The organism is Serratia sp. DFXYC6 (genome assembly GCF_057196085.1).
The window spans coordinates 2,155,043-2,170,620 of sequence record NZ_JBXUNV010000001.1 but is presented as its reverse complement, the minus strand read 5'-3'; the positions used below and the strand labels follow the sequence as shown (position 1 = coordinate 2,170,620).

The 15,578-nt window shown below is 60.6% G+C and carries 15 protein-coding genes; 4 read left to right on the top strand and 11 right to left on the bottom strand.

The genetic code is table 11. The features are described from left to right. Nucleotides 1-267 precede the first annotated feature (267 nt). Complete coding sequence (locus AC2CGQ_RS10730) at nucleotides 268-570, top strand: putative quinol monooxygenase (protein ID WP_044032099.1); 303 nt, start codon at nucleotides 268-270, stop codon at nucleotides 568-570. Between the two features lie 111 nt (nucleotides 571-681). On the opposite strand, the gene AC2CGQ_RS10725 is transcribed toward AC2CGQ_RS10730, so the two are convergent. From AC2CGQ_RS10725 to AC2CGQ_RS10695, 7 genes are all read right to left on the bottom strand, one after another. Next, a complete protein-coding gene (locus tag AC2CGQ_RS10725) occupies nucleotides 682-1,242 on the bottom strand; it encodes a hypothetical protein (protein WP_484593662.1) in 561 nt (186 codons plus the stop codon). Continuing rightward, the gene (locus AC2CGQ_RS10720) at nucleotides 1,226-1,792 is read right to left on the bottom strand and encodes a GNAT family N-acetyltransferase (protein WP_015377388.1); all 567 of its coding nucleotides are present in this window, start codon (nucleotides 1,790-1,792) and stop codon (nucleotides 1,226-1,228) included. Before AC2CGQ_RS10720 ends, AC2CGQ_RS10725 begins: the two co-directional genes overlap by 17 nt. A 123-nt stretch (nucleotides 1,793-1,915) precedes the next feature. Continuing rightward, entirely contained in the window at nucleotides 1,916-2,635 is a 720-nt protein-coding gene (locus AC2CGQ_RS10715) for an enoyl-CoA hydratase-related protein (RefSeq protein WP_004928009.1), read from the bottom strand. After that, nucleotides 2,628-3,800 (bottom strand): MFS transporter, encoded by a 1,173-nt coding sequence (locus tag AC2CGQ_RS10710; protein ID WP_015377389.1) that lies wholly within the window; start codon nucleotides 3,798-3,800, stop codon nucleotides 2,628-2,630. Before AC2CGQ_RS10710 ends, AC2CGQ_RS10715 begins: the two co-directional genes overlap by 8 nt. Then, nucleotides 3,797-5,008 (bottom strand): 5-aminolevulinate synthase, encoded by a 1,212-nt coding sequence (hemA, locus tag AC2CGQ_RS10705; protein WP_088381459.1) that lies wholly within the window; start codon nucleotides 5,006-5,008, stop codon nucleotides 3,797-3,799. The genes AC2CGQ_RS10710 and hemA overlap by 4 nt, the downstream gene beginning before the upstream one ends. 15 nt (nucleotides 5,009-5,023) lie before the next feature. Next, nucleotides 5,024-6,235: an acetyl-CoA C-acyltransferase gene (locus AC2CGQ_RS10700; protein ID WP_033633400.1), complete on the bottom strand. Its 1,212-nt coding sequence runs from the start codon at nucleotides 6,233-6,235 to the stop codon at nucleotides 5,024-5,026. A gap of 9 nt (nucleotides 6,236-6,244) precedes the next feature. After that, nucleotides 6,245-7,774, bottom strand: a complete 1,530-nt coding sequence (locus tag AC2CGQ_RS10695) for a 3-hydroxyacyl-CoA dehydrogenase NAD-binding domain-containing protein (RefSeq protein ID WP_033633399.1) — start codon at nucleotides 7,772-7,774, stop codon at nucleotides 6,245-6,247. Between the two features lie 335 nt (nucleotides 7,775-8,109). Here AC2CGQ_RS10695 and AC2CGQ_RS10690 point away from each other — a divergent pair, with 335 nt between their 5' ends. The 3 genes from AC2CGQ_RS10690 (at nucleotide 8,110) to AC2CGQ_RS10680 (ending at nucleotide 10,293) form a co-directional block, all read left to right on the top strand. Further along, nucleotides 8,110-8,826, top strand: a complete 717-nt coding sequence (locus AC2CGQ_RS10690; protein ID WP_484593661.1) for a LuxR family transcriptional regulator — start codon at nucleotides 8,110-8,112, stop codon at nucleotides 8,824-8,826. Between the two features lie 180 nt (nucleotides 8,827-9,006). After that, nucleotides 9,007-9,435, top strand: a complete 429-nt coding sequence (locus AC2CGQ_RS10685; RefSeq protein ID WP_004927993.1) for a universal stress protein — start codon at nucleotides 9,007-9,009, stop codon at nucleotides 9,433-9,435. Between the two features lie 177 nt (nucleotides 9,436-9,612). Further along, a complete protein-coding gene (locus tag AC2CGQ_RS10680; RefSeq protein ID WP_004927990.1) occupies nucleotides 9,613-10,293 on the top strand; it encodes a hypothetical protein in 681 nt (226 codons plus the stop codon). 45 nt (nucleotides 10,294-10,338) lie between these two features. On the opposite strand, the gene AC2CGQ_RS10675 is transcribed toward AC2CGQ_RS10680, so the two are convergent. The 4 genes from AC2CGQ_RS10675 to AC2CGQ_RS10660 are packed head-to-tail and all read right to left on the bottom strand — an operon-like array spanning nucleotide 10,339 to nucleotide 15,573. Beyond that, nucleotides 10,339-11,352 carry an Ldh family oxidoreductase gene (locus AC2CGQ_RS10675; RefSeq protein WP_031300116.1) on the bottom strand — a complete coding sequence of 338 codons (1,014 nt, stop codon included), beginning with the start codon at nucleotides 11,350-11,352 and terminating at the stop codon, nucleotides 10,339-10,341. A 19-nt stretch (nucleotides 11,353-11,371) separates the two neighbouring features. Then, complete coding sequence (locus AC2CGQ_RS10670) at nucleotides 11,372-12,937, bottom strand: APC family permease (protein ID WP_015377394.1); 1,566 nt, start codon at nucleotides 12,935-12,937, stop codon at nucleotides 11,372-11,374. A 44-nt stretch (nucleotides 12,938-12,981) separates the two neighbouring features. Then, nucleotides 12,982-14,598: an aldehyde dehydrogenase (NADP(+)) gene (locus AC2CGQ_RS10665; protein WP_484593660.1), complete on the bottom strand. Its 1,617-nt coding sequence runs from the start codon at nucleotides 14,596-14,598 to the stop codon at nucleotides 12,982-12,984. A 54-nt stretch (nucleotides 14,599-14,652) separates the two neighbouring features. Next, nucleotides 14,653-15,573, bottom strand: coding sequence for a dihydrodipicolinate synthase family protein (locus AC2CGQ_RS10660; protein WP_015377396.1), 921 nt, complete (start codon nucleotides 15,571-15,573; stop codon nucleotides 14,653-14,655). Between the last annotated feature and the right edge of the window lie 5 nt (nucleotides 15,574-15,578).

Genomic DNA, 15,578 nt, shown 5'->3' with positions numbered 1-15,578 from the left:
CTAATGGTCAGGCCTTTGGGGGGTAAAAAAAATGCCGCGTATCGGGTCGGCAGATTGATGCAGACATCACCATGGTGAATGGTGTGTTGCTTTTTTGTTAATTGAAAGTTCACACAGGGCCAGGACGCGTTCAAGCGCTTTGATCGAGATCTGTGTGCGCTATCACCGAATTGGCAACCCGGTGACAGACACTGGAGAGTGGCGCTTTCGTCTCGCGAGGGAGGACGATAAGGTGAGGCACGGCAAAACAGAATGCAGGAGCGCAACATGCTGAAGGTCATCGCTGAAGATTTTATCCACCCGGAACACATTGACACCGTTATGCCGTGGTATCGCGAGCTGGTGGAGAAAACCCGTCAAGAGCCGCTGTGCATCAGCTATGAATTGTGCATCGACCAGCAGGATCCCGGGCATTTTATTTTTATCGAAAGCTGGCCGGATCGCGCCGCCCTGGATGTGCATTGTCAGACCGAGCATTTCACCCGGCTGGTGCCGCAGATAAATCAGTATCAGCGCAAGCCTTGCGCCTTCCTGTTTATGCAGGCGTTCCCTGAAACAGGCGATAAATAGGCGAAAAAATCCCCGCAGGGGGCGGGGTTAATGGCTTCTCAACACTATCTTGTTGTGATTAAAAAATAGGCTGATAATGATTTTCATTCTCTAAGAATGCTCTTAAATTAATCAATCTGGTGAATGATTCGCCGTCTGCTTTTCGCTGGCGGTTTTAATGGCGCGCAGCATGCGGCGTCTTATCAATCCACTCACCAGGCGAATCGCATACCAGTAGGGGGTAAACCGCCGCCGGCTGGCGCTGTCGGGGCAGAAGATGCGCGTTTCCGTTACCAGACGGCAGCGCCCGCCCTCCAGCGGGCTCGCGGCATACCCCAGCGCCAGTTTGGCGACGCCGGGCTGAGCGAAGGCCTGAAAGTCTGCCCCGTCAGCGACCGTCACCAAACCGTATTCCGCCTGCCAAAACCGGCCGATCAGGCCATAGACCAACGCGCTTTCATCCTGCTCAAGCAGGCAAAAGTTTTGCAGGCCAAACGGCGGCGGGCTGGGTTTATCGCGTGGCATCAGTCGCGCGGGCAATTCGCGCAGCGCTATCATGCTGCGGAAAAAACGATCGTGCCTGGGATCATAAGCGGCCACGGCCTCCAGGATCCGCGCCTGCGGTGCGGTGATGGCGATCGCATGCCGCTCCGAGAACTGGTATTGCCCAAGGTATTTATTCAATAGCGTCATGCTTTGCATTCTCCCGCCATTCGTTTTGCAGCAGGGCGAAACCGAATTCGTCGCCCCACGCGCCTTTGAAAAACACGTTTTGCCGCCAACAGGCCTCACGGCGAAAGCCCAGCTTACTGAACAACGCGGCGGCGCGAAGATTACGCGCGTCCACCACGGCGGTAATGCGGTGTTTCGCCAGCGGCCCGAACAGCAGGGCGATGACGGCGCTTAGCGCCTCGCGCGCTTGTCCTTGCCGCTGATGAACCGGATCGAAGGTCACGCCCAGTTCAGCCTGACGCCCTTCATCGAAAAAATGGACCGCGACATCGCCCAGCAACGCGCCGTCTTCGCGGCGCTCGACCGCCAGTTGAAACCAGCTGTCGTCACGGTTGAATTCGAGCTGCCGTTGCTGTGCGAAAAAGGCCTGTGCCTCGGCGGCGCTGTAGTCGCTCCAGCTTTGATAGCGCGCCACGTCTGGGTGGCTGCGGTAGGCGGTAAAGTGGGGCAGATCGTCGGCGGTGAACGGGCGCAGGATCAGTCTGGGGGTTTGTAGAGGCAAATGGCGCATTGTTTTTCCTTATCAGCGCATTAGGGCTACCGGCAGTGTAGCCCAGCGCCGACAGGCAGGCTGTGTAAAATGAGCGGTGGAGGACAAACGGGAAATGCCGGTTCAGGCGAACCGGCAGGGGCATTATCGACGGGCGGCAGCCTGACGCAGGCGCTCGACCGGGCCTTGTTGAAAATCGAATGAGGGGGCTTCTTGCCGCGCCAGCCCCTGACGCACGATGGCCTTAACCGCCTGGCTGGCGGCAAGATCTTTTCCGGCGATCTGTTCGGCGATGCGCAACGCTTCTTCCCGGGCCGAACTTGCGCTGATGCGGGAAATGGCGCCGTGTGACAACGCTTCCTGTGCGCCGACGGTTCTGCCGGTCAGCAGCCAGTCGAGCGCGACATAGGGGGAAATACGCGCCGGCAATCGCGCGCACCCGCCTTGTGCGGCGACTAACCCGAGCCCGGTTTCGGGGAAGCTGAAGCGTGCGTTCTGGCCGGCGACGATCAGATCGCACGCCAGGGCCAGCTCAAATCCGCCCCCGTACGCGATGCCGTCAACGGCGGCGATGATCACCTTGGCGATCTGTGCATGGATCAGCCCGCCAAACCCCTCCGGCGTGACGATGGGCAGTTCACCCTGATGAAAGGCGTTGATATCCATGCCGGCGGAAAATACCGCCGGTTGACCGGCCAGGACGATCGCTCGCACCGAGTCATCGTTATCTGCCTGCCGCAGGTAGGTGCGGATCAGCTCGGCCATCTGCAGGTTGATGGCGTTCTTTTTTTCCGGCCGATTGAGGGTGATGACCGCAACCTGCGCGCCATAACGTTCGTAAAGCACCGGCGGTGATTCACTCATCGCTGGCCTCCCCGCGGAAAAAGATCAGCGTCAGCAGCAGGGCGATGGCGCCGAGCGGCAGCGAAAACAGCGGCAGGTAATAGGCCGGCAGCGCATAGAGCGCCAGGCCGCCCAGCATGCCGCCTGCCGCGATGCCGGCGTACAGCACCGAGCTGTTGAGCGATACGGTCAGCGCGCCAAAGCGTTTCGATAGCGACAACAGGTGATGCTGGATCGGCACCAGATACATCCAGCCGGTGATACCCCAGACCAGAAAGATGGCCAGCACCCACCAGGGGGAAGTGACATAGAAGGCCAGCAGAAACAGGGACAGCGTCTGGATCGCCACGGAAAACAGCAGCACGAACTTGCTGCCGAGGGCATCGGTTAACGCGCCGGAGGCAAAATTGCCGATCACCGCGCCAATGCCGAATACCAGCAGCGCGAGGGGCAGGATCGCCTGCGGGCCGAACTGGGTGTTTTTCAGCAACACGCTGACGTAGCTATAGACGATGTGTTCCGAGCAAACGGCAAAAAAGGTGATCAGTAGCGTGGTCAGCACCGCCTTTTGCCGCAGAGGGGCGAGCCGCTCTTTCAGCGAATGCTTGCCCGGTGGCGCAATGGCCCGCAGCGCCAGCGACAGGCCCAGCAGCGCAATTGCCCCCAGCAGGGCGATGAACAGGAAGATTTCTCGCCAGCCGATCAGTTTGGCGAGAAAGGTGCCGAACGGAATACCGAGCGCAATAGCCAACGTCATACCCCCATAGACGATGGAAATGGCCAGGCCGCGGCGTTTTTCCGCCACCAGCCCTACCGCGGCGGCGGCGGCCTGCGGCGTGTAACAGGCCGCCCCCAATGCCGCCAGCACTCTGCCGAACGAGATCTGCAGGTAGCTGGTGGCCCAGGCGCAGGCCAGGTTGCCGGCGATGAACAGCACCAGCGCCAACTGCAGGATATGCTTGCGGTTGACGTTGCCCAGCAGCCAGGCGGTGAGAGGGGCGAACAGCATATAAGCCAGCGCGAATACCGATATCAACTGCCCCGCTTGCGCGGGGCTGACGGCAAAGGTATCGGAAATGTCGCTGAGCACGCCGGCGACGATAAAGGCGTCGGTGCCGATGGCGAACGTGCCGGTCGCCATCAGACAGAGCGTGATCAGATGGCCGTTATAATCCGCTAACTTCATCCCGCCCTCCGCAGATCGTTCGCCGCCCAGACTCGTCCCAGCGCCGCCAGGAAGGTCTCCACGTCGGCATGGGAGTGCGCCGAGGTCGGCGTCACCCGCAGCCGCTCGCTGCCTGCGGGCACCGTCGGTGCATTGACCGGTTGCACGTAAATATCGTGTTCATCGAGCAGCACTTTACTGATGTGTTTGTTGCGGTGCGGATCGCCGACCAGCAGCGGCAGGATATGGCTGTCTGCCGACACCAGCGGGATGCCGGCGGCGCGCAGGCCGGTTTTCAGGTGATCGACGATCGCCAGCAGGTGTTTGCGTTGGGTGTCATGCTCGAGGTTGTATTTAAAACTGGCCAGCGCGGCGGCCACCACCGGCGCCGGCGACGAGGTGCTGAAGACGAATGCCGGGGCCCAACTGCGCACCGCCTCCACCACCGAACGGGGCGCGGCGATATAGCCGCCCGCCGCACCGTAAGATTTGCCGAACCCGCCCTGAATAATGGTGATTTTATCCAGCAGGCCCAGTTGTTCGGCGTAGCCCAGCCCCCGTTCGCCATAGACGCCGGCGGAGTGGATCTCGTCGAGATAGGTCAGCGCCTGGTACTGCTCCGCCAGCGCCACGATCTGCGCCAGGGGGGCGAAGTCACCGTCCATGGAATACAGCGACTCGAAAGCGATCAGCTTTGGCCGCGCCGGATCGGCGGCCTGCAGCAGCTCGGCGAGGTGTGTCACATCGTTGTGGCGGAAGATTTTTTTCTCCGCTTTGCTGTAGCGGATACCGTAAATCATCGAGGCGTGATTCAGCTCGTCGGAGAACACGATCAGATCGGGAATGGCGTCGCACAGGGTGGATAAGGTGGCGTCGTTGGCGCCGAAACCGGTGGTGAACAGCAGCGCCGACTCTTTGCCATAGGCGCTGGCCAGCAGCGTTTCCAGCTCGCTGTGGTAGACCGAGGTGCCGGAAATGCTGCGGGCGCCGCAGGTGCCCAGCCCGACCCGATTAACCGCATCGGTGGTGGCCAGCAGCACTTTGGGGTGGTGGCTCATCGCCAGATAGTCGTTCGAGCACCAGACGTTGAGACGGCGCTCACCGTGATGGCCGTGGCTGGTGGCCCAGGGTTTGTCCTGCACGCCGCGTTCAAGGTTGAGGAACTCGCGAAAACGCCCCTGTTTTTTGGTTTCCGCCAGCTTTTCTTCAAGAATGTTCAGTACGCTCATCGTATGTTCCTTGTGTTAAACGGCTTTAAGGTTTAATGACAGCCCCTGACCGACGCCGACGCACATCGTCACCAATGCGTTGTTCGCCTGTTGGTCGCGTAATTCCAGCGCTGCCGACAGCACCAGGCGCGCGCCGGACATCCCCAGCGGATGACCGAGCGCGATGGCGCCGCCGTTCGGGTTGACCCGCGCGTCGTTGGCGCCGATACGCCAGTGTTTCAGCGCCGCCAGAACCTGTGAGGCGAACGCTTCGTTAATCTCGATGATGTCGAAGTCGTTCAAGGTGAAGCCGCCGCGCTGCAGCAAGCGCTCGGTGGAGGCGATCGGCCCCAGCCCCATCAGCGCCGGTTCCACGCCGGCGGCCGCGCTGTCGCCGATCTCCGCCAGCGGTTGCCACCCCTGGCGCTTCACGTAGCGACCGGAAGCCAATAGCAGCGCGGCGGCGCCGTCGTTGATGCCGGAAGCGTTGCCTGCCGTGACCGAACCGCCGGCGGAGAACGCCGGTTTCAGCGCCTGTAGCTGTTGCAGCGTGCTGAGCCGGGGAAATTCATCCTGCGCGAATGTGCGGGTCGTTTTACGATCGGCCGGCACGTCCACGGGCGTGATTTCCCGCGCCAGCCGGCCGCTTTCGATCGCCCGGCGGGCCTTCTGCTGCGAGGCCAGCGCGAACAGGTCCTGTTCCTCGCGTGAGATATGTTGCCGTTGGGCTACGTTTTCCGCCGTGATGCCCAGCGGATCGCTGCCGTAGCGCTCCGCCAGCCGCGGGTTGACAAAGCGCCACCCCAGCGTGGTGTCGTACAGCTTCACGCCTTTGTCGAACGGCGTTTCGCCTTTGCTCAGCACATAGGGCGCGCGACTCATGCTTTCCACACCGCCGGCCAGAATCAGTTCGCTGAGGCCGCTGCGGATTTTCGCCGCGGCGTAGATCACCGCATCCAACCCGGAGGCGCAAAGGCGGTTGAGGGTGATGGCAGGCACCGACGGATCCAACCCGGAAAGCAGCGCCGCCATGCGGGCGACGTTGCGGTTGTCTTCGCCGGACTGGTTGGCGCAGCCCAGGACCACTTCGTCCAGATCGGCTTCCGCCGCCGGATGGCGCTGCAGCAGGCCGCGAATGATCGTCGCCGCCATGTCGTCGGGGCGGGTATGCGCCAGGCTGCCGCCATAGGCGCCGATCGCCGTGCGCGTGCCGTCGATCAGATAAACGCCGTCATCTTTAATGCTCATCATGGATCCTTAAGGCGTGGTCGTCAGCGCCGGTTGCGCGGCGTGCAGAAGGGTGTAATGCGGCGCATAGCGCGCCGCGTGCAGCAGCTGCGCCAGATTGCTCAGCGTCGTCCTGACGTTTTTCTCCCCCAGTTTGCCGAGCCAGTCGAAAATGCCGCCGGCGTAGTTAACGCCCGCGACGGCGGCGACATCGATGTCTTCCCGGCTGCAGACGCCGCTTTCCACCATGATCACCGACTCATTGATCAGGCTGCTGAGGACGCGGGCGACGATAAGCGCCGGAGAGTCCTTGATAAATTCAACCTGCGGGATTGCCGTGTGCAGCAGGCGTAAAAACAGCGCCTTATTGGCCGCAGAAGCGTGGCGGCTGTGCGCCGCCACCAGATACGTGGTGTCGGCGTAGTTCAGGGCGAGATCGACCACAAAGGCATCCGCTGCCGTCTGCTCGGCCAGTTGGCTCGCCGTGCGGCCATCGGTGATGCTGACGGTGAAAGCGTCATTGATCTGGACGGCCGCTCCCAGCCCCGGTAATGCCGGCCGTTGTTCCACGCGCAGCTGTGGCCACTGAAGCGCGGCTCGCTGCTGCAACAGGGTAAAAAAAGGATGCTCGCCGTAAACGCGCAGCGTCTCGACGTCTGCATTGTTGGCGGCCGTCACCGGCGGGGCGGTTTCTTCGGCGGCAAAATAGGAGCGGCCGTTCTTTTTCCCCAACAGACCGGCATCGACCAGTGAACGCTGCAGATGACCAGGGGTATAGCGCGGGTCGTATTGCATGTCCTGCCAGATTTGCCGGCTGACCTGATAGTTGATGTCTTGGCCGATAAAATCGGTCAGCTCGAGCGGCCCCATGCGGAAGCGCCCGCCGGCCTTGAGGGCGCGGTCGATCTGCGCCGCGCGCGCCACATGTTCTTCCAACAGGCGGAACCCTTCCAGGTAGTAGGGGCGGGCCATGCGATTGACGATGAACCCCGGCGTGGCCTGGCAGACGACATCGCGTTTCCCCAACGCCGCCACCAGTTGGCGGCAGCGTTCCGTGGTGGCGTGCGCGGTAAAGTAGGCCGGAATGATTTCAATCAGCTTCATCAGCGGCGCGGGGTTGAAAAAATGCAAACCGATAAAGCGTTCGCTGTGCGTTACCGCCGTTGCCAGCTTGTTGAGCGACAGTGAGGAGGTATTGGTGGCGATCAGCGTGTCGGGCTTGACCACTGCGGCGATGGCCGCCAGCACCTCAAGTTTGGTTTGTTCTTGCTCGGCGATGGTTTCTATCACCAGCTCGCTGTCGGCGATGGCCTCAAACACGGAAGTGAACATCAGATTGGCCAGCACCGCGTCTTTATCCCGCAGCGCGATCTTGCCCTGTTCGACTTTCTTATTCAGGTCTTGCGCGATATATTCGCGAGCTTGATTGAGGGTATTGCCGTTGCGATTATAAAGCATCGTGGGAATGCCTTTTTGCGCGAAAAGATAAGCGATGCCTCTGCCCATCGTTCCCGCGCCGATAATCGCAGCCGATTGAATTGCCGCATTACTTTCTGCCATAGAAAATCCCCGTCACTGTATGCCATGCGAAATTCGCAAATGCTTATTATCTCTTTGGATTTACGGCGGCACTGGGTGCCTGTCTGGAAAGTAATTGGTGGTGTCCTGGCTGTCTAACGGTAGAAATGACAGGTTTACGTGTCGAGGAGAGTATGCTATTCGCGTAGTTTTCCTGTTCGGCGCAATAAAAAGGCTTATTTTAAGGGGAATAGCTGTTTTCGTTATAGCGTTGGTATTTTTTATTATATGAAACGGCTACTGGCGCCGGGCGGCGATATTCTATAGTGAATCTGACCTATCGATAAATCGGCATCGCTATCTGGAGAACCTGCGTTATGGATACCCGCACTCAACGGCTCATGGCGGAGGTGATTGGCAGCCTGGCCGATCGCGAATGCTTTCTGACGCAGCTGGGGCCCTGCGCCGAGGCGTTGGGGTTTGATTATTTCTCCTACATCGTGTTTTCCTGTTATCCGGCCAGCAGCCCCAAGATGCTGATCGAAGGGAATATTTCAACGAACTATCTCGAGGATTATCGGCGGCAGCGGGTATATTTGCAGGATCCGGTTATTGAGCGTGCTCACCATTCCACGCTGCAGTTTCAGTGGGACGAAAGCTTTTATCATGAGCGGCCGACGCTTTGGCGGCGTATGGCGCAATTCGGCTTGTGCGCCGGTTGGTCGCAGTCGGTCAAGGATTGCTATGGCAGGTTGGGGATCCTGACGTTTGCCGGTAAAGCGCTACCTGAGCAAACGCCGCAAGCGCGTGCCGCAAATGAAACTTTTTTCCTTTGGCTGGCGCAAAGCGCCCATAAAACGCTGCGGGAGGCCTTGATATCGGTGAATGATGACGCGATAAAAGATGTGCTGACGCTGCGCGAAAAAGACATTTTACGCTGGAGCAGCGAAGGAAAAACGGCGGAAGAGATCGCGTTGTTGATGGGGGTGAGCGAGCGCACGATCAATTTCCACATCGGCAACTCGATTAAAAAGCTTTCTGTCGCCAATAAGACCGCCGCTACCGCCAAAGCGGTTTATTTACAGCTAATTTAATCTCGAGTAATAAATAATTAATCGCCTATCCGTTATCGGTGTAATGTTTATATTTTGTTAAATTAAAAACTATCCTTGTCAGTATTTACCCCTCGATCACAAAAGCGTGATAAAGCGATTCACCGCGCCCGTGCGCGGCAGTATTCTGTTGGCACCCGGTTTACATAGAAAGGACGTGATATGTACAAGACTATTTTAGTGCCGATCGATATTGAAGAGGATCTGTTGACCGAGCATGCGCTGAAGCATGTGGAATATTTGGCGAAGATGTCCGGCGCTAAAGTGCATTTCTTCCATGCGCTGCCGGATGCCTCGGCTTTTGTTACTGCCTATTCGTTCGGCCTCAAGGAGTTTGAGAATCAGGCGGAGGTGAAGGCGGTGGATAGACTGAAGAAAATCATGTCGGAAATCGATCTGCCGTTGGATCGCCTCAATTACACCGTCAGCTTCGGTTCTGCACGCGATCAGGTGTTGGAACTGGCGGAAGAGATCGACGCCGATCTGATCATCATCGGTTCGCGTCGCCCGAGCGTGAAAACCTATCTGCTGGGGTCCAATGCCGCTGCTATCGTTCGCCATGCCAATATTTCGGTGATGGTGGTCAGATAATTCATCTTAAACTCACCGTTTTCGGGCACGTTCTGCGGTTACCGACCGGCTGCAGAGCGTGCTTTGCGTTTTATTGCCATCCCAGTCTGAACTGCTACGATTTTAGCTGACGTTTTTATGCCAACCGGGCCACCGGCCTTGCGCATATTTTTCATTTCAGCCAGAAGAGGGGCAGCTATGCCATTAGAAGTCGATGGGATTATCAGAGGCGATCGGGGCAGTGAACCGAGCCGTTGGCAACATGCGTCAACCAAACCGCTTATCACGCTAACCTGGCACCACACCATTCCCTGGAACTGTTTGCGTAATGTCTGGAATGGTTTGGTGGCGGGGCAGCATTGGAACGCGCTGGACGAGTTTATGAATCTGATCGGTGTGCCAAACCGCGCCGCGGTGCTCAAACAGATCCAGAATAAAAACCTGCAGGATCGCGATGGATTACACACTCTGGTGACCTGGCAAGGATGGAATATCGTCGAGGGGCCAGGTAATGAGTATCGCGCGCAGGGGGACGATCCCGGTGAAAACTTCGACGGTTGGTCGGGTAAGGGGATGAGCACTAATCAGCAAGCGACGCTGCAGCAGGTCAACGTGTTGTATCAGGTGATGGCTCCGCTGGGAAGCCGTGCGCTGGACGCCGCCAGACAGGCGCCGCCCATTACTGCGGAAGAAGCAGACGTCTTGCAACGGACGATTAAACAGACCCGCCCAACGTTGCGAGGAAAGGAACCGATCCGGTGGCAAGAAGACATGTGGCATCAGGTGCAGCCGGGTAAAGAGGCGAAACACTTTGCACGCTGGGACACCAAACCGGTATGGCGCAAGCGCCTGCACAGCGACATGGCTCAGGCTGGATAAGCCTCTCCCCGCGCCGGGTTGCCGGCGCGGGGCATAAATCCAGCGTTAATCGCACAGCGCCACTATTTCGTCGTACAACGCCTTGGGGATTTCCACGCCGTATTGCTCGCTCTGGCGCCGTTGCCGATAACGGCGTTCGCCGGGGATGCGGGCGCCTTGCGCCTGCATATCGGCAAACATCGCCTCCGCTCCGACGAAATATTTCGCCTTATCCGCACCGAGAAAACGCTCGGGATCCAACGCGATGACCAGCTCACCACCGTAAGGCGACGAACCGGTGCCATCGTCATAGGCCAGCGATTCCTTGCTGGTCATATCGCCGATCAGCGGCCCTGCCAGCAATTCAACCATTGCCGCCAGCGCCGAGCCCTTATGCCCGCCGAAGGTCAGCATCGCGCCCTCCAACACGCTGGCGGCATCGGTGGACGGGTTGCCTGCCTTATCAATGCCCCAGCCTTCAGGCAGCGGGGTGCCGGCGCGGCGGTGTAATTCGATTTCGCCGCGCGCTGCCGCGCTGGTGGCCATGTCGAACAAAAACGGCGGCCGATCCGGACGCGGCCAGCCGAAGGCGATGGGGTTGGTGCCGAAGAGCGGTCGCGAACCGCCGGCCGGCGTCACCCAGGCGTGGCTGGGCGTGCAGGCCAAGGCCACCAACCCCTGCTCGGTCAGCGGTTCGATATCGGCCCACAGCGCGGAGAAATGCACGCAGCGGTTGATCGCCAGCGCGGCGACACCGTTGGTGCGCACTTTCTCGATAAAGGCCGGCAGAGCGGTGCGGTAGGCCAGCAGGGAAAACGCACCGCCGGCGTCGGCGCGCAAGATGGCCGGCGCCTGGTCGAGCAATCTGGGCATCGCATCGGCAGAAACCTTGCCTGCCCGCAGCGATCGCACGCAGCCCAACAGCCGGTACAGCCCGTGAGAAGCGCAGCCGTCGCGTTCGCCCTGGGTGACATTTTGCGCCACCGCCTCGGCATGCGCCTGATTGAAACCGTTGCTGCGCAGCGTACGCAACGCCAGTTGATAAGCCTGTTCCAGCGACAGCACATGCATGGATGTCATTTCGATCTCCTCCCTGGGTTCATTCTTCTTCATCGCCGATAAAATTGGCCTGGGGTAAACAGGTATAGGCGCCCCAGTAGTAAATCGCCAGCGCAATCACCGCCATGGTGAGGGTGTCCCATGGATGAGCAATAGCGCCGATGCCGCCGAAGCTGCTGAGGTAGGAAAGCCCGATCACCAGCGCATAGAAGACGATCAGCCACAGCGAGGACCAAATTTGCTGCCTGAGGCTAACGGCGTGGGTCGGCACCTGATTCTTGAACAGGATGTAGATGAAGAACATCAGGATCTGCAAGCCGAGCAGCCAGGAGACGGTGTCCCAGCCGGACCAGAAGACGATCAGCGCCGAAATAATAAACGACAGCGGGCCGAGCACGCAAAAACCGCGGACCCGGAACGGACGCGGCATATCGGGCGCATTGCGCCGCAGCCCGGCGGCGGTGACCGGGGCGATGGCGTAGCTCAGCACCAGTGCGGCGGACACCACGCCGATCAGTTTTTCCCAGGATGGGAACGGCAGCGTCCAGAATACCGAGAGAGCGAAGGTCAGCCACAGCGCCGGGCGAGGAATACCTGACTCGCCATCCACCCGGGTGAACAGTTTGAAGAAGGTGCCGGCGCGCGCCCAACCGTAGATCACGCGAGGCGTGGCGTTCATATAGATATTGCCGGTGCCGCTCGGCGAAACGATCGCGTCGCTGACCACCAGAAACGCCAGCCATCCCATGCCCAGCGTGATGGCGATGTCGCGGAACGGCAGGGAGAACTGTTGGCTGATGCCGGCCCAGCCGCCGCTCAGCATCTCGCTGGGGATGCTGCCGAGAAACGCTATCTGCAGCAGCACATAGATGATGGTGGACAGCACCACCGACAGGATCAGCGCGATGGGAATGGTGCGCTGCGGCCGTTGCACCTCGCTGGCGACCGAAATGATCGGCGTCAGGCCGAGGTAGGCGAAGATGATGCCGCCGGCGGAAATGGCGGCCTCAACGCCGGCGGAACCGAAGGGAGCAAAGCCCTGGCTGTGCAGGTTTTCCGGTTTGAAAAAGCTGAACAACACCACGATCACCAACAGCGGCACCAGAAACTTCAGCACGCTGATCAGGTTATTGGATTTGGCGAAGGTTTTGACGCTGTAATAGTTGAGCGCGAAGAAAAAGCACAGCAGCGCCAGCTGCACCAGCCAGCCGATCGCGGTTGGATCGCCGGAACCCGGCTGACTGAGGAACGGGAACCAGGCGGCGGCGTACTGCCGGGCGGCGACGACTTCGATGGCGATCAGGCTGGAGAAGGCGATCAGCGTGATAAACCCCAGCAGATAACCCATCAGTTCGCCGTGCGAGAATACCGGATAGCGAATGATGCCGCCGGCGCGCGGCAGGGCGGCGCCCAGCTCGCAGTAAACGATGCCGAGCAGCAGCACCGCCAGGCCGCCGATCAGCCAGGAATAGATGCCGGCCGGGCCGGCGATGGAGGAGACATGGCTGGCGGCGAACAGCCAACCGGAGCCGAAGATGGCGCCCAGACCGATGAACGTCAGGTCGGTGAGCGTAAGCTGCTTCTTGAATTTGCCTTGGGTTGTCATGGTATTACCCTTTTGTTATTGAATGGCAGGCAGATGCGGCCGGGCTAATTTGGGGCAGGTGAAACCAGGGGGGCTCGGGTGTAAACGCCGTTCACCAGCCGCAGCAGGTTGAGCGGGTTGGCGTCCTGCAGCGCCGGCGGCAACAGCGCCGCAGGGGTGTTTTGCAAACAAACCGGCCGCAGGAAACGCTCGATGGCCAGCGTGCCTACCGAGGTGCCGCGTGCGTCGCTGGTGGCCGGGTAAGGGCCGCCGTGCACCATGGCGTCGCACACTTCCACCCCGGTCGGATACCCGTTGAACAGCACCCGACCGGCTTTGCGCGCCAACAGTGTCGTCAGCCCGGCGGCCACATCGAGATCGTCGTCGTCTGCCAGCAGCGTGGCGGTCAACTGGCCTTGCAATGCCGTTAGCGCCGCATGCAGCTGCGTTTCGTTATCCACCGCCACCAGGATGCTGACCGGGCCGAAGACCTCTTGTTGCAGCAGCGGGTCAGCCTGCAGCAACAGCGCCTCTTCCGCCTGATAAAGCTGCGCCGCCGCCCGAAGCGTGGGCGTTTCGCTTCGGCCTGCGAGACGCCGCATACCTGGATGGGCATCGAGGGCCGCCAGCCCGTGACGGTAGTGCTCCAGCGTGCCGGCATTCAGCATCGGCTGCGGCTCGGCGGCGTTGACCAGGGCGCTCATCGTTTCGGTTAACCGCTCGAAGGCGGCGCCGCGCAGCGCGACGATCACGCCGGGCTTGGTGCAGAACTGACCGCAGCCGAGTGTGAAGGAAGAGACCAGTTCCTGCGCAATGCGCTGCCCGCGCCGCGCCAACGCCTTGGGCAGGATCACTACCGGATTGATGCTCGACATTTCTGCGAAGACCGGGATAGGTTGAGGGCGTTGCATCGCCAGATCGAAGAGCGCCCGGCCGCCCTGCAGCGAGCCGGTGAATCCCACTGCCTGAATCGCCGGATGTTGTACCAAATCGGCCCCCACGCGGTTGCCGAAGATCATGTTGAAGACGCCGGCGGGCATCCTTGTGCGTTCCCGAGCGCGCTCGATCGCCTGAGCGGTCAGCTCGGCGGTGATCATATGGCCGCTGTGCGCCTTGAACACGACCGGGCAACCGGCGGCGAGCGCGGCGGCGGTATCACCGCCCGCGGTGGAAAACGCCAGCGGGAAGTTGCTGGCGCCGAAGACCGCCACCGGGCCGAGCGCCGTGCGGTATTGACGCAGATCGGGGCGCGGCAGGGGGGAACGCTGCGGCAGCGCGCAGTCGATGCGCACGCTCTCGACGTCGCCGCGCCGTAGCAGCGTGGCGAACAGCCGCATCTGGCCGCTGGTTCTGGCGCGTTCGCCGCTCAACCGCGCAGGCGGCAAGGCCGTTTCCTGCATGGCGAAGGTGAAGAAAACATCATCCAATGCGTCTAACTCTTCGGCGATGGCGTCGAGAAAGTTCGCGCGTTGCTCTGCACTGAGCTGTGAATAGGGCGCAAAGGCTGCTGCGGCGGCTTCTGCGGCGGCGGCGGTTTCTGCCGCCGTGGCCTGGTGGAAGCGGTAGCCGGTTGGCTGACCGTCGTCGGCGCGCAGGCTACACAGCGACGCTTCCCCTTCGGCGAGGCGTTGGCCGCCGATAAATTGTTGGCCGCTGATGGCGGCGTAGCGATCGTTGGGCATCGGTTCCCCCGGTAGATAAAGCATGATGCCCGGCATGGCCGGGCGGTGAAGGCGTCACAGGCCGACGTTCGGCAGCGCAGGGCGGGTGGCCAGCGCTTTATCGATCACGGCGTTGATCTCGGTGAGCGTTTCTCCCTGCAGCGCCAGGCGCGGAGGGCGAGTGACAGCGCTGCCGCGGCCGACCCGCTGTTCGCAGAGTTTGATGCACTGCACCAGATCGGGGCGGGCATCGAGGTGCAGCAGCGGCATAAACCAGCTGTATAGCGCCAACGCTTCCTCATAGCGTTTTTCCTTCGCCAGCCGGAACAGGGTTTCCCCTTCGCGCGGGAAGGCATTGGACATGCCGGAGATCCAGCCTTGCGCGCCGACGGCGATGCTTTCCAGCACCACATCGTCCAATCCGGCGAACAGCACGAAGCGATCGCCGACTTCATTGCGCAGGTCGATAAAGCGGCGGGTATCGCCCGACGAGTCTTTGAAGCACACGATGTTCTCGCAGTCGACCAGCGAGGTCAGAATGTCGGGCGTGACGTCATTTTTGTAAATGGGAGGGTTGTTGTAGACCATTATCGGCAGATCGGTCGCGCCAGCGACGCTGCGGAAGTGCGCGGCGGTTTCGTGCGGTTTGGCGGAGTAGACCAGCGCCGGCATCACCATAATTCCGTCGACGCCGGCCTTTTGCGCTTCACGCGCCATGTTCTGCGCGAAGGCGGTGGTGAACTCGGCGATGCCGGCGATCACCGGCACTTTACCGTCGGCGGCGTCTTTCGCCACCTCGATCACCGCCAGCTTTTCCTGCACTGTCATCGAGGTATTTTCACCGACGGTGCCGCACACCACCAGGCCGGAGACGCCGTCGCGCACCAGGTTTTTGATCACCGTATGGGTGGCGTCGAGATCCAGAGAGAAATCGTTGCGAAATTGGGTCGTCACCGCCGGGAATACGCCGCTCCAGCTTAGGGTTTTATGGCTCATCGTGT